Genomic DNA, 13,440 nt, shown 5'->3' with positions numbered 1-13,440 from the left:
CGCTCCCCCGCCGCCTTCCCCTTCGCCGCCGTGCGCTCCGGCTCCCGGGCCCGCAGCACGCCCGCCCCGGCCACCAGCCCCGCCGTCAAAACGGTGACCAGGCCGAACGACGTCACCAGCGAACTGGCGTCCGCGATCTGGCCGATGGCGGCCGGGGCCACGAGCCCCGAGGTGTAGGTGATCGTCGCGACGCCCGCGATCGACTGGCTCGGCGCGGGCCCGCTGCGCCCCGCCGCCGCGAAGGCCAGCGGGACCACGACGGCGATGCCCACGCCGATCAGCGCGAACCCGGCGATGACGGAGGCCGCGCCCGGGGCCGTCACCACCAGCACCCCGCCGGCCGTGGCCAGCACCCCGCCGGCCCGCACGGTCCGCACGGGGCCGAAGCGCCCTACGACCGGGTCCCCGGCGAACCGGGCGAGGGCCATCGTGCAGGAGAACGCCGTGGTGCAGGCGGCGGCGACGCCGGGGTCGGAGCCGATGACGTCCCGGAGGTAGACCGCCGACCAGTCCAGGCTCGCGCCCTCGGCGAAGACCGCACAGAAGCCCACCGCGCCGATGACGAGCGCGGACCGGGGCGGCAGGGCGAACCGGGGCGGCGGGTGCTCGTCGGAGGCGGTGCGCAGGTCGAGCACCCAGTGGCAGGCCGCCGCGCCGAGCACGGCCAGCACCGCGGCCGCGAAGCCCAGGTGGACCCTGGCGTCGAGGCCTGCGTGGGCCGCGGCCGCACCGGCCGCCGACCCCGCGAGCGCGCCCGCGCTCCACATCCCGTGCAGGCCCGACATGACCGGACGGCCCAGCCGCTCCTCGGTCTCCACGCCGAGCGCGTTCATGGCGACATCCGCCATGCCGGACGTCGCCCCGTAGACGGCCAGCGCCCCGCAGAGCGCGAGCAGCCCCGGCGAGAGCGCGGGCAGGGCCACGGAGGCGCACCACAGGGCGATCAGGGCGCGCAGCGCGGCCCGGGAGCCGAAGCGGTGGCTGATGCGGCCCGCGAGCGGCATGGCGCACGAGGAGCCGACGGCGGGGAGGACGAGCGCGAGGCCCAGTTCGCCTGAGCTGAGGTCCAAGTGGCTCTGGATCCAGGGGATGCGGGTGGCGAAGCTGCCGGTGACCGCGCCGTGGACGGCGAACACCGCGGCCACGGCGAACCGTGCGCGGCGCAGCCGGCCGTCGGTGCGGCCCCGGGTCCCGCCGCCGGTCCCGTCTCTGGCGTCCATGGCGCCTCATCCTCCCGGACGGGGCCCGCGCGGGTCGACCCCGCCACGGGCCCCGGATGCGGACCGGGGCGCGGGCTCAGCAGGCGCCCGCGTCCTGCCACACCCCCCATTCACCGGTGGTGCCGGGCTCGTCGCCCTGGGTCCACCACCGGGCCTTCCAGGAGTGGGACTTCCAGGAGACGGTGGCGCCGCCGTTGTAGACGGCCCCCTTGTCCCACTGGGGCGCGGTGCAGGTACCGCCGGTGGGCTTGCCGGTGGGGGTGCCGGTCGGCGTCCCTGTCGGGGTGGGCGTGGGGCCGCCGGGGTCGGTGACGGTCGTGCCGCGGGCGTGGTCTCCGGCGAGTGCGTAGGTCCTGCCGCCGAAGCTCACGCTCCAGTTGGACGGGGTCGACACCGGCAGGTAGTAGACGAAGTCGAGGTCCGCGGAGGCGCCGGGCGCGAGCGGCTGGGAGGCGGGGAGCTTCACGGAGACCCGGTTGTAGTCGCCCTTGAGGCCGCCGATGTTGTTGCCGGCGGTGTGGTCGCTGCGGACGACCTTCAGTCCCCAGCCCGACTGGTCCTTGGCGTTGCCGGGCGCGGAATTGGCGTAGTCGAACTGGAATTCCGTGCCGCCGGGGAGCGTGGCCTTGGTCCGGTTGGTGATGTGGATCTTCGGGTTGATCGGGTAGTTGCTGTCGCCGAGCGGGAAGTTCGTGAAGCTCACGTCCACGTCGAGGGCCTGGGCGGGCAGCTCGGTGGTCGCGCGGCGGGCGCCGTAGGCGGGGGCGGCCTTGAACGCGTCGTACATGGCGGTGGTGAGGGTGGTGCCCGGTTCGTACTGCCCCTTGGCGGCGTTCCAGCCGTAGTCGCCGGCGAGTTCCCAGACCATGGTCCCGCCGAGGCCCTTGTCGACGACGTACTGGGCCTTGGCCTTCACCGACTGCTCGTCCTCGGTGGACAGGAAGACCTTCTTCTCCGCGTTCCACAGCCAGGGCGCGGTCAGACCCGTGTCGTAGTTGCGGGCGTAGGTGCCGGTGAGCTTGGTGCCGGCGGGGAAGCCGTACTTCCCTGCATAGTCCCCGACGACGCCCTTCTCCAGGTTCTTGGCGTGCCACATCGGGTTGGAGCCGGCCGGGGACTCCTTGCCGGCGTCGTCCTTGTCGTGCCAGAGGTTGTCGATGCCGACGGCGCCGTCGCCGCAGGTGGTGAGCCCGGAGCCGGCCGGGCAGGAGGTGGTCTTCGCCGTGCCCCACAGGCCGTTCGTGCCGCCGGTGACGTTCTTCCAGCCGCGTGTGTAGTACGGCAGCCCGAGGTTGATGCGGCCCGCGGGCATCGATCCGCGGAAGTAGTGGTAGGCCCAGTCGCCGTTGAGGTAGCCGATCCCGCCGTACTGGGCGGTGGTGTAGACGCCCCACTTGGCGAGCTCGGCGTCCTTTCCGTCGTCGTGGAGCGCGGCATTGGGCCCGACGAATTCGTTCCAGGCGCCGTGCAGGTCGTACGACATCACGTTGACGTAGTCCAGGTACTTCGTGGTCTGGTACGTCTCCATGCCGCGCAGCAGGTATCCGGAGGAGGGTGCGGCGACGGAGAGGAGGTAGTGCTTTCCGTCCGCCGCCCCGGCCCGGTCGAGCTTTTCGCGGAGTGTTTTCATCAGCGCCGCGTAGCCCTTGTTCAGGCCGCCGCGCCGGGCGTTGGCGAGCGCCCAGTCCTTGGGGTTTCCGGCGTCCTTCATCGACGTGGGGTATTCGTAGTCGATGTCGACGCCGTTGAATCCGTATTTCTTGACGAAGGCGACGGCCGAATCGGCGAAGGTGTCGATCCCGGCCTGGTTGACCGAGCCGTCGGCGTTGGTGGCCGTCCTGTAGAAGCCGCCGGAGTCGACGCGCTTGCCGTTCTCGTCGATGTAGCCGCCGGTCTCGGCCCAGCCGCCCACCGAGATGAGGGTCTTCACCTGGGGGTGCTGTTTCTTGTACTTGTTCAGCAGGTTGAAGTGGCCCTTGTAGGGCAGGTCCGGGTCCATTTCGGCGCCGGGGACGCCCGGCCAGGTCATGCCGGTGGCGGGGTTGCCCGCGCCGTCCGCGCCGACGGAGATCTTGTCGTCGGGGCCGACGTGCGCGAAGGCGTAGTTGAGGTGGGTGACCTTGTCCCAGGGGATGTCGGGGGCGAGGTAGGCGGGGGTGCCATCCTTGCCGGTGCGCCAGCCCGTGAAGTAGCCGATGACGCGGCGCTGGTGGTCGGCGCCCATCTTCTCGCGGCCGGCGGAGTCGTAGACGGAGCAGTAGGGGACGTCGGTCCCGGGGGTGGTGTAGAGGCCGTCGGGGCGGCAGGCGGCGTGGTCCTCGGCGTGCGACGTGGTCGCCGAGACCGTGCCGATCAGCAGCCCGGCCAGGGCGGTGCCGACGGCGGCGACGGTGATCCCGCGGCGGGCGCGGGGGCCGGTACAGGATCTCTCCCGGCGCTGCCGGTTCTCTCGGAACAACACGATCAGGTCCTCCAGGTGGGGTGCCCGGCGCGGCCGGGCGGGCGGGGGGTGAGCGTCGTGCTGTGGCCCGCCGGTGTGCGCCCACCGGCGGGCCGTACTCCTCGGAGGTGTGGCAGAGGTTAAGAGGACTAGACCAGTGCGTCAATAGGTACGGACCAAGTCCGGGAACGGCCCGAAATGCGGAGCCCGGCACTCCGCCGCAGGGCCGCTGACCAGGGCCCCCGCGGCCCTCCCGCCCATTTCCCGCCCGGCGTGTCCAGTGCGTCACATCGCCGTGGACACCGCGCCGCCGCCCGGCGTACGCTCGATCCCGTCGACCAGCGGTTTTGAGAAGCCGCGGGCCGTACGCATGTAGCATGACCTGAAATTCAGAAACGCAGCGCACTCCGGGGTCGGTGAAAGTCCGAACCGGCGGTTACAGTCCGCGACCCGTCCGCAGCCAGCGGCCGGTTGACCAGGTGAAATTCCTGGACCGACGGTTAAAGTCCGGATGGGAGGCAGTGCGCGGCGGGTACGCATCGGCACACCGTCGCAGGTGGCCCGCCCTCACCGGGCGGCCCTTCCCGCGCGGCCCCGCAAGGGCCGTGGTGTCCCCCGTTGCGGCGTACCCGCTTCTTTCCGTCGTCCCGTACGACAGCCCCGGAGTCCGTGCCCGAAGAGGCAGGAGGACCCGGTGGCCACCGCGACCGAAGCAGACGCGATGCGACGCGCCGTAGCGCTCGCCGCTCGCGCCCTTGGCGCGACGAGCCCCAACCCCGTCGTCGGCTGCGTCATCCTCGGCCCCCGGGGCACCGTCCTCGGCGAGGGATGGCACCGCCGCGCCGGCGGCCCGCACGCCGAGGTCGAAGCCCTCGCCGCGGCCTCCGCCGCGGGTCACGACGTGCGCGGCGCCACCGCCGTCGTCACCCTCGAACCCTGCAACCACACCGGGCGCACGGGCCCCTGCGCCCAGGCCCTGATCACCGCCGGCATCGGCCGGGTCGTCTACGCCGTCGCCGACCCCACCGACGCCGCCACCGGCGGCGCGGCCACCCTGGCCGCCGCCGGCGTCGACACCGAGGGCGGCCTCCTCGCCGAAGAGGCCGCCGCCGGCAACGCCGCCTGGCTCACCTCGGTGCTCCACGGGCGCCCCTTCGTGCTGTGGAAGTACGCCGCCACGCTCGACGGGCGCAGCGCCGCCGCCGACGGCACCAGCCGCTGGATCACCTCCGCGGACTCCCGCGCCGACGTCCACCGGCTGCGCGCCGAGGCCGACGCCGTCGTGGTGGGCTCGGGCACCCTGCGAGCCGACGACCCCCACCTGGCCGTGCGGGGCCGCGAAGGCGCCGTCCAGCCGCTGCGCGTCGTCATCGACACGCACGCCTCGGTCACCCCCGGCGCCCGCGTCCTGGACGACGCGGCACCGACCCTGATCGCCGTCGGCGAGGACGCCGACACCACCCACCTGCCCGGCGCCGACGTCGTGCGCCTGCCCCGCGCCGGGGCGGGCGGCGGCCTGGATGTACACGCCCTGCTCGGCGAGCTCCACGCGCGCGGCGTCCGCTCCGTGCTGCTCGAAGGCGGCCCCGCCCTCGCCGGCTCGTTCGTCGCCGCGGGCAGAGTCGACCGCGTCGTCGGCTATCTGGCCCCCGCGCTGCTCGGCGCCGGCCCGGCCGCCCTCGGCGACGCCGGCATCGGCACCATCACCCGGGCCCTGCGCCTGCAGGTGACCGACGTCGCCCGGCTCGGTCCCGACCTGCGGATCACCGCAGTCCCCACCGCTTCCGCCACCGCCCCTGAGGAGAACTGACAGTGTTCACCGGAATCGTCGAAGAACTGGGCGAGGTCGTCTCCGTCGAGAACCTCGGCGACAGCTCCCTCTTCCGGCTCCGCGGCCCGATCGTCACCCAGGACGCCAAGCACGGCGACTCGATCGCCGTCAACGGCGTGTGCCTGACCGTCGTGGAGACCGCCGACGGCGAGTTCACCGCGGACGTGATGGCCGAGTCCCTCAAGCGCTCCAGCCTGGGCGCCCTCGTCCCCGGCTCGCGCGTCAACCTCGAACGGCCCATGGCCCTCGGCGGGCGCCTCGGCGGCCACCTGGTCCAGGGCCACGTCGACGGCACCGGCACCGTGCTGGAGCGGACCCCCGGCGAGCACTGGGAGATCGTGAAGATCGGCCTGCCGGCCGGGCTCGCCCGCTACGTCGTCGACAAGGGCTCCATCACCGTCGACGGCATCAGCCTGACCGTGGTCGAGGCGGGCGACGAGCACTTCACCGTCAGCCTCATCCCCACCACGCTCGACCTGACCACCCTCGGCATCAAGCAGCCCGGCGACCCGGTCAACCTCGAGGTGGACGTCCTCGCCAAGTACGTCGAGCGGCTGCTCGGCGCGCCCGCCCGCGGCACCGGGGAGAGCGTCGCATGAGCGCCCTCGACTGGCTCAACGGCGAGGCGTTCAGCGCCTTCGGGCAGCACGTCATCTGGTCCGACGCGATCGGCAACACCATCGGCCTCGCCGCGCTCGCCCTCGGCTGGCGGCGCTCCATATGGACCTGGCCGGTCCAGTTCCTCTCCGGCGTCATCCTCGTCGCCGCGTACGCCTCGGCCCACCTCAGCGGCGGCATCGGCAAGCAGCTCCTCGTGATCGGCGTCGCCGTGTGGGGCTGGCGCCAGTGGCACCGCGGCAAGCAGCAGGCCCAGGACGGCTCCATCGCCGTCCGCTTCGCCGGCTGGCGCGAGCGCACGGTGCTGCTGGCCGGCACGGCGCTCGGCACGCTGGCCGTCGGCGCCCTGTTCACGGCCGTGCCGGAGCTGTCCTGGAACCCCTGGCCCGACGCCTACATCTTCGTCGGCACGCTCACCGCGATGGTGGCCCAGGCCCGCGGGCTCGTCGAGTTCTGGGTTGCCTGGCTGCTGGTCGACATCGTGGGCGTCCCGCTCGCGTTCAGCAGCGGCCTCCCCTTCTCCGGCCTCGTCTACGTCATCTACTTCGCCCTAGTCCTGTGGGGCATGCGCGACTGGTGGCTGCGCTCTCGCGAGAGTGTGAAGCCCGCACTGGAAGGAGCAGCAGCATGACTCTCTTGGAGACCGAGGGCCGGCCCCTGACCGGCGAGTTCGCGCTCGACTCCGTCGAGCGGGCCATCGCCGACATCGCCGCCGGCCGGCCCGTCGTCGTCGTGGACGACGAGAGCCGCGAGAACGAGGGCGACCTCGTCGTGGCCGCGGAGAAGGTCACCACCGAGATCGTCGCCTTCATGATGAGCGAGTGCCGCGGCCTGATCTGCGTGCCGCTGGAGGAGGACGACGTCGCGCGGCTCGACCTGCCGCAGATGGTCGCCGACAACACCGAGTCCATGCGCACGGCCTTCACCGTCTCCGTCGACGCCTCCCGGGCGCACGGCACCGACACGGGCATCTCCGCCGCGGACCGGGCCACCACCATCCGGCTGCTCGCCGACCCCGCCGCCGTCCCCGGCGACTTCGTCCGGCCCGGGCACGTCTTCCCGCTGCGCGCCAAGCCCGGCGGCGTCCTGGTCCGCAACGGCCACACCGAGGCCGGCACCGATCTCGCCCGGCTCGCCGGACTGCGCCCGGCCGCCGCGATCGTGGAGATCGCGGGCGAGGACGGCGCCATGCTGCGCCTGCCCGAGCTGATCCCCTTCGCGCGCAAGCACGGCCTCGCGATCATCTCCATCGAGGACCTGATCGCCTACCGCCGGGCGGCGGAGGCCGCCGTCCACCGCGAGGCCGAGACCCGGCTGCCCACCGCCTTCGGCGACTTCCGTGCCTACGGCTACCGCTCCGCGGCCGACGGCGTCGAGCACATTGCGCTCGTCGCCGGCGACCTCGGCGACGGCGAGGACGTCCTGGTGCGCGTCCACTCCGAGTGCCTGACCGGGGACGTCTTCGCGTCGCTGCGCTGCGACTGCGGCCCCCAGCTGCACGCCTCCCTGGAGCGCATCGCCGGCGAGGGCCGCGGCGTCGTCCTCTACTTGCGCGGCCACGAGGGCCGCGGCATCGGGCTGCTGCCCAAGCTGCGCGCCTACGAGCTCCAGGAGGACGGCCGCGACACCCTCGACGCCAACCTCGAACTGGGCCTGCCCGCCGACGCCCGCGACTACGCTGCCGGCGCACGCATCCTCACCGACCTCGGCGTGCGCTCGCTGCGCCTGCTGACCAACAACCCCGACAAGACCGCCGCCCTCGTGCGCCACGGCCTGCGCGTCACCGGCCGCGAGCCCATGCCCGTCCAGGCCGGCGAGCACAACCTGCACTACCTGCGGACCAAGCGGGACCGCATGGGCCACGACCTGCCCTGGCTGGACGCCGACCGCGTGTCCGCCTGCGGCAACCAGTGATCATCACCTCACCGACCGAGCACCACCCCCACTGAGCACGACACCCGACCGAAAAGAGAACGACGTGAGCGGCAAGGGCGCCCCCCAGCTGAGTGTGAAGAACTGCCAGGACCTGCGGGTGGCCGTGATCGCCGCGCAGTGGCACGAGAAGGTCATGGACGGCCTGGTCGACGGTGCCCTGCGCGCGCTGCACGACCTCGGCATCGACGAGCCCACCGTGCTGCGCGTGCCCGGCAGCTGGGAGCTGCCCGTCGCCGCCAAGGTCCTCGCCGGCCGCGGCTACGACGCGATCGTCGCCCTCGGCGTCGTCATCCGCGGCGGCACCCCGCACTTCGACTACGTGTGCCAGGGCGTCACCCAGGGCCTCACCCAGGTGTCGGTGGACACCGGCGTCCCCGTCGGCTTCGGCGTCCTCACGTGTGACGACGACGCGCAGGCCCTGGACCGGGCCGGTCTCGAGGGCTCGAACGAGGACAAGGGCCACGAGGCCGTCACCGCCGCCGTCGCCACGGCGGTACTTCTGCGCTCGGTGTCCGAGCCCTGGCACTGACAGCGGGGGCGGACCCCGTAGGGTAGGACTCACCATGTCCAAGAAGACGTTCGAGGAGCTGTTCGCAGAGCTCCAGCAGAAGGCCGACGGCGACCCCGCCACCTCCCGCACCGCCGAGCTGGTGGGCAAGGGCGTCCATGCCATCGGCAAGAAGGTGGTCGAGGAGGCCGCCGAGGTGTGGATGGCCGCCGAGTACGAGGGCGCCGACGCCACCGCCGAGGAGATCTCCCAGCTGCTGTACCACGTTCAGGTGATGATGGTCGCCCGCGGGATCTCCCTGGACGACGTCTACTCCCACCTCTGATCCGGTCGGCACCGGACCCCGGTGCCACCGCAGTTCTTCCCCTGCATCCGCATATCCCCACGCACGAAGGAAACCGACCTCATGCTGCGCATCGCCGTTCCCAACAAGGGTTCTCTCTCCGAGCCTGCGTCGGCGATGCTCCATGAGGCCGGCTACCGCCAGCGCAAGGACCGCAGGGAGCTCGTCCTCGTCGACTCGGCCAACGACGTCGAGTTCTTCTTCCTGCGCCCGCGCGACATCGCGGTCTACGTGGGCTCCGGCAAGCTCGACATCGGCATCACCGGCCGCGACCTGCTGCTGGACTCCGGCTCGCAGGCCGAGGAGATCATGCAGCTCGGCTTCGCCGGGTCCACGTTCCGCTACGCCACCCGGCCGGGCACGGCCAAGGACGTCAGCGAGTTCGGCGGCATGACCGTCGCCACCTCCTTCTCCGGCCTGGTCACCAAGCACCTCGCCGACAACGGCGTGGACGCGGCCGTCGTCCACCTCGACGGCGCGGTCGAGACCGCCATCCAGCTCGGCGTCGCCGAGATCATCGCGGACGTGGTGGAGACCGGCACCACCCTGCGCAACGCCGGCCTGGAGATCATCGGCGAGCCGATCCTGAAGTCCGAGGCCGTCGTCATCCGCCGCTCCGGCGCGCCGGCCGACGACCCCAAGGTGCAGCAGTTCCTCCGCCGTATGCAGGGCGTCCTCGTCGCCCGCCGCTACGTGATGATGGACTACGACATCCGGGTGGAGCACGTCGAGCGCGCCGTCGCCCTCACCCCCGGCCTGGAGTCGCCGACCGTCTCCCCGCTGCACCACGAGGGCTGGGTCGCGGTCCGCTCGATGGTCCCCTCCAGCGAAGCCCAGCGCATCATGGACGAGCTGTACGAGCTGGGCGCCCGCGCCATCCTCACCACCAACATCCACGCCTGCCGCCTCTGACCGGCCCGGTCCCTTCCCCACCCAGCGAGAGCACCAGCGACGTGTCCACGCCCGCATCCCCGTCCGGCCTGCCCGGGCTCCCGGTCACCTTCCGCCCGACCCGCACCCGGATCGTGCTGATGAGCCTGGGCACGGCCCTGCTCGCCGTCCTCACGGCGGTGTCCTTCCTGCTCGACACGGCCACGGCCGCGGACCGGGCCTCCTTCATCGGCACCGGCCTGCTCGTCTTCGCCTTCCTCGGGCTGCTCAGCCGCCCCAAGGTCGTCGCCACCCGGGACGGCGTCACCGTGGTCAACCTGACCACCAAGCGGCAGCTGGCGTGGGCCCAGATCGTCCGGGTCACCCTGCGCCCGGGCGACGCCTGGGTCCATCTGGACCTGGCCGACGGCACGAGCCTGGCGGCCATGGGCATCCAGCCCGGCATCGCCAAGGAGCAGGCCGTCGCCAACGCCCGGGCCCTGCGCGCCCTGGTGGAGGAGCACGGCACGGGGCACTCCGCCACCTGATCCACGTCCGGTTTCCCGGACGTTCCCCGTGCGGGGCGGCCCGCCTGTGACCGCGGTTCCTTGATTACTCTGGTGCCACGGGCACACACCTGCCCCGCCCCGCACGAGGAAACGGCCGTGGAACAGCACGGTCCGCGGGGCACCTGCGACCCGAGGAGTGACTCCCTCCGGCAATGGACGGATCGTCCTGTAGTACCCGCGCCGCCGCCCGCCCCACGGAGGCGGCGGCATGAGTATCACCGTGTCCCTGCTGCTGCTCGCGGCAGCCCTCCTCCTCATCCTGGCGAACGGCTTCTTCGTCGCCGCCGAGTTCGGCCTGGTGACCGTGGAGAAGCCGGAGGCCGAACGGGCCGCGGCCGGCGGTGACCGCCGGGCCCGCACCGTCGTCGCCTCCCTGCGCGAGCTCTCCTTCCAGCTCTCCGGGACCCAACTCGGCATCACCATCACCTCGTTGGTCGTCGGCATGCTGGCCGAGCCCGCCCTGGGCCGGCTGCTCACCGGGCCGCTGTCCGCCACCGGACTGCCCGGCGGAGCCGCGCCCGGCGTGGCCGTGGTCACCGGCATGCTGGTGGCGTCGGCCGTGCAGATGGTCATCGGCGAACTCGTGCCCAAGAACTGGGCGGTCTCCCGGCCCCTGCAGGTGGCGCGGTTCGTCGCCGGCCCGCAGCACGCCTTCGCCCACTTCTTCCGGCCCGTGATCACCTTGCTGAACGCGGTCGCCAACCGGCTCGTCCGGGCCCTGGGCATCGAGCCCGCCGAGGAGCTGGCCTCCGCCCGCACCCCGGGCGAACTCGTCTCCCTGGCCCGGCACTCGGCCCGCGCCGGCGCCCTGGAGCAGGACACCGCCGACCTCTTCGTGCGCACCCTCTCGCTCGGCGACCTCACCGCCCAGCACGTGATGACGCCCCGCGTGAAGGTCAGCGCCCTGCAGTCCTCGGCCACCGCCGAGGACGTCCTCAACCTCACCCGCGCCACGGGCCTGTCGCGCTTCCCCGTCTACCGGGAGCGCCTGGACGACATCACCGGCGTGGTCCACCTCAAGGCCGCCCTGGCCGTCCCCGCCGGCGAGCGGCTGCGCACCCCCGTCGGGCGCATCGCCGTCCCCCCGATGCTCGTGCCGGGCACGCTGCCCGTGCAGCCGCTGCTGGAGCAGCTGCGCAGCGGGCAGCCGATAGCCGTCGTCGTCGACGAGTACGGCGGTACGGCGGGCGTGGTGACCCTGGAGGACATCGTCGAGGAGCTCGTCGGCGAAGTCCGCGACGAGCACGACGCCGAGGACGCCCACCGGCCCGAACTGGCCCCCGTGGCCTGCGAGGACGGCCGCACCGGGTGGGAGGCCGACGGCGGCTGCCGCGTCGACGCCCTGCGCCGCATAGGCCTGGAGCCGCCCGACGGCCCGTACGAGACCGTCGCCGGGCTCGTCGCCGGGCTGCTGGGCCGCATCCCCGCGGCCGGCGACACCGCCGAACTGCCCGGCTGGCGGATCTCGGTGCGCCTGGTCGCCCACCACCGGGCCGAACGGGTCCGGTTCGCCCGCACCGCCGCCGGCCGGGGGGAGGCACGATGAGCGTGCTGCAACTCCTCTTCGCCGCGCTGCTGGTGCTCGCCAACGGCTTCTTCGTGGGCGCCGAGTTCGCGCTCGTGTCCGTGCGCCGCAGCCAGATCGAGCCGAAGGCCGCGGAGGGTTCGGCACGGGCCCGTACGGTCCTGACCGGCCTGGAGAGCCTGCCGCAGATGATGGCCGCCGCCCAGTTCGGCATCACCGTCTGCTCGCTGACGCTCGGCGCGGTCGCCGAGCCGACGGTGGCCGCGCTCCTGGAGCCCGTCTTCGAGGCGGCCCGGGTGCCCGCCGGGCTGATCCACCCGCTGGGCTACGTCATCGCGCTGGCCGTGGTGATCTTCCTGCACCTGGTGATCGGCGAGATGGTGCCGAAGAACCTGGCGATGTCGGCGCCCGACCGGGCGGCGCTGTGGCTGGGCCCTGGGCTCGTGGCTTTCGCACGGGTCTGCCGGCCGGTAACCCGCCTGCTGGGCGCGTGCGCCCATGGCGTGCTGCGGCTCTTCCGCGTCGAGCCCAAGGACGAGGTGGAGGCCGTGTTCACCAGCGAGCAGCTCACCCACCTGGTGGAGGACTCCCGCCAGGCGGGGCTGCTGGAACCCGCCGAGCAGGAGCGCCTGGAGGACGCCCTGGGGCTGGGCAGCCGCCCGGTCACCGACGTGCTCCTCGACCCGGCCACCCTGGTCACGGTCGACCCGTCCGTCACTCCGCGCGGCATCGAGGAGCTGACGGTACGGACCGGCTACTCCCGCTTCCCCGTCTGCGCCCCCGGCGGCGCCGTCATGGGCTACCTCCACGTCAAGGACGTCCTGGACCTGGAGGACCGTGAGCGCGCGGTGCCGCAGCACGTGTGGCGGCGCGTGGAGACCCTCCGGGCCGAACTGCCCCTGGACGACGCCCTGACGGTGATGCGCAGGGCCGCGGCCCACCTGGCCGCGGTCACGGACGCCTCGGGGCGGGTGCTGGGTCTGGTGGCCCTGGAGGACGTCCTGGAGAAGCTCGTGGGCGAGGTCCGCGACCCCTCCCACCGGGAGGTCCCGGCGACGGCCGTCCGGGTCGCCGACCCGCGCGTGCCGCGCAAGCCCCGGGAGCGCAGCGGCGTACTGGCGAGCTGACGACGGCCCGTCGGGGAGGACGGCCCGGCCGTCCTCCCCGACGGGAACTCCCCCGATTCCCCTGCCGCGAGTGGCCCGCGTGGCTAGGCTGAACGAGCCGCCGCGTCACGGCCGGTGAAGCTCATGGAGGAATCGGGGGGAGCCTGCCATGTCCGTACCGCTGGTCCGCGTGGAGACGGTGGAACTGGACGCGCAAGGGTCCCGGCAGATCAGCAGCCGGACCCGCCGCACCGCCTCCCTGGAGGAGCGCTCCGAGGAGCTGGAGCAGGCCATCACCTCCGCGTCCTCGATCGCCCAGGACGCCCTGGCCCGTATCCCGGAGCGCGACGGCTGGCGCGTCGGCAGCCTGCAGGTCACCTTCGGGGTGACGCTCGCGGCCGAAGCCGGGGTGATCCTCTCGAAGGCGTCCGCGGAGGCCTCCTTCGAAGTCACGCTGACGGTGGAACGCACCTGA

Annotated in this window: 13 protein-coding genes and 1 riboswitch; of the genes, 11 read left to right on the top strand and 2 right to left on the bottom strand. The window is 72.9% G+C overall.

Going from position 1 to position 13,440, the window contains the following annotated elements; translation table 11 throughout:
* Both V7793_RS12370 and V7793_RS12365 read right to left on the bottom strand, forming a co-directional pair.
* Positions 1–1,220: MFS transporter (locus V7793_RS12370; protein ID WP_336005660.1), on the bottom strand; the 1,220-nt coding region annotated here is incomplete at its 3' end.
* Positions 1,221–1,296: 76 nt separating this feature from the next.
* Positions 1,297–3,615: a chitinase C-terminal domain-containing protein gene (locus V7793_RS12365; protein WP_443057894.1), complete on the bottom strand. Its 2,319-nt coding sequence runs from the start codon at positions 3,613–3,615 to the stop codon at positions 1,297–1,299.
* Positions 3,616–4,058: 443 nt separating this feature from the next.
* Positions 4,059–4,189: riboswitch (FMN riboswitch) on the top strand.
* A gap of 165 nt (positions 4,190–4,354) precedes the next feature.
* Between V7793_RS12365 and ribD the strand changes: the two genes are divergently transcribed.
* The 11 genes from ribD to V7793_RS12310 all read left to right on the top strand — a co-directional run bounded on the left by ribD (position 4,355) and on the right by V7793_RS12310 (position 13,440).
* Positions 4,355–5,470 carry a bifunctional diaminohydroxyphosphoribosylaminopyrimidine deaminase/5-amino-6-(5-phosphoribosylamino)uracil reductase RibD gene (gene ribD / locus V7793_RS12360; RefSeq protein WP_336005655.1) on the top strand — a complete coding sequence of 372 codons (1,116 nt, stop codon included), beginning with the start codon at positions 4,355–4,357 and terminating at the stop codon, positions 5,468–5,470.
* Positions 5,471–5,472: 2 nt separating this feature from the next.
* Positions 5,473–6,090 (top strand): riboflavin synthase, encoded by a 618-nt coding sequence (locus V7793_RS12355; protein ID WP_336005653.1) that lies wholly within the window; start codon positions 5,473–5,475, stop codon positions 6,088–6,090.
* Positions 6,087–6,740 carry a nicotinamide mononucleotide transporter family protein gene (locus V7793_RS12350; protein ID WP_336005651.1) on the top strand — a complete coding sequence of 218 codons (654 nt, stop codon included), beginning with the start codon at positions 6,087–6,089 and terminating at the stop codon, positions 6,738–6,740. Before V7793_RS12355 ends, V7793_RS12350 begins: the two co-directional genes overlap by 4 nt.
* Positions 6,737–8,023, top strand: coding sequence for a bifunctional 3,4-dihydroxy-2-butanone-4-phosphate synthase/GTP cyclohydrolase II (locus tag V7793_RS12345; RefSeq protein ID WP_336005648.1), 1,287 nt, complete (start codon positions 6,737–6,739; stop codon positions 8,021–8,023). The genes V7793_RS12350 and V7793_RS12345 overlap by 4 nt, the downstream gene beginning before the upstream one ends.
* A 64-nt stretch (positions 8,024–8,087) precedes the next feature.
* Positions 8,088–8,573 (top strand): 6,7-dimethyl-8-ribityllumazine synthase, encoded by a 486-nt coding sequence (gene ribH, locus V7793_RS12340; protein WP_168093076.1) that lies wholly within the window; start codon positions 8,088–8,090, stop codon positions 8,571–8,573.
* A gap of 34 nt (positions 8,574–8,607) precedes the next feature.
* Complete coding sequence (locus V7793_RS12335; protein ID WP_058047755.1) at positions 8,608–8,877, top strand: phosphoribosyl-ATP diphosphatase; 270 nt, start codon at positions 8,608–8,610, stop codon at positions 8,875–8,877.
* 81 nt (positions 8,878–8,958) lie between these two features.
* Complete coding sequence (gene hisG, locus V7793_RS12330; RefSeq protein ID WP_336005645.1) at positions 8,959–9,807, top strand: ATP phosphoribosyltransferase; 849 nt, start codon at positions 8,959–8,961, stop codon at positions 9,805–9,807.
* A 41-nt stretch (positions 9,808–9,848) separates the two neighbouring features.
* Positions 9,849–10,313 (top strand): PH domain-containing protein, encoded by a 465-nt coding sequence (locus V7793_RS12325; protein WP_336005644.1) that lies wholly within the window; start codon positions 9,849–9,851, stop codon positions 10,311–10,313.
* A 235-nt stretch (positions 10,314–10,548) separates the two neighbouring features.
* The gene (locus tag V7793_RS12320; protein WP_336005661.1) at positions 10,549–11,880 is read left to right on the top strand and encodes a hemolysin family protein; all 1,332 of its coding nucleotides are present in this window, start codon (positions 10,549–10,551) and stop codon (positions 11,878–11,880) included.
* Positions 11,877–12,986 (top strand): hemolysin family protein, encoded by a 1,110-nt coding sequence (locus tag V7793_RS12315; protein WP_336005642.1) that lies wholly within the window; start codon positions 11,877–11,879, stop codon positions 12,984–12,986. The genes V7793_RS12320 and V7793_RS12315 overlap by 4 nt, the downstream gene beginning before the upstream one ends.
* A 148-nt stretch (positions 12,987–13,134) precedes the next feature.
* Complete coding sequence (locus V7793_RS12310) at positions 13,135–13,440, top strand: CU044_2847 family protein (RefSeq protein WP_336005640.1); 306 nt, start codon at positions 13,135–13,137, stop codon at positions 13,438–13,440.

The organism is Streptomyces sp. KLMMK, assembly GCF_036961605.1.
GTDB lineage: Bacteria > Actinomycetota > Actinomycetes > Streptomycetales > Streptomycetaceae > Streptomyces > Streptomyces telluris.
Note: the sequence above shows the minus strand (reverse complement) of the source record. Positions and strands in the feature narration are given on the sequence as shown.

Coding starts and splice junctions, on each gene's coding strand:
- V7793_RS12350 (WP_336005651.1), top strand. CDS start 6,087: ATGAGCGCCCTCGACTGGCTCAACGGCGAGGCGTTCAGCGCCTTCGGG.
- V7793_RS12345 (WP_336005648.1), top strand. CDS start 6,737: ATGACTCTCTTGGAGACCGAGGGCCGGCCCCTGACCGGCGAGTTCGCG.
- V7793_RS12335 (WP_058047755.1), top strand. CDS start 8,608: ATGTCCAAGAAGACGTTCGAGGAGCTGTTCGCAGAGCTCCAGCAGAAG.
- hisG (WP_336005645.1), top strand. CDS start 8,959: ATGCTGCGCATCGCCGTTCCCAACAAGGGTTCTCTCTCCGAGCCTGCG.
- V7793_RS12315 (WP_336005642.1), top strand. CDS start 11,877: ATGAGCGTGCTGCAACTCCTCTTCGCCGCGCTGCTGGTGCTCGCCAAC.
- V7793_RS12310 (WP_336005640.1), top strand. CDS start 13,135: ATGTCCGTACCGCTGGTCCGCGTGGAGACGGTGGAACTGGACGCGCAA.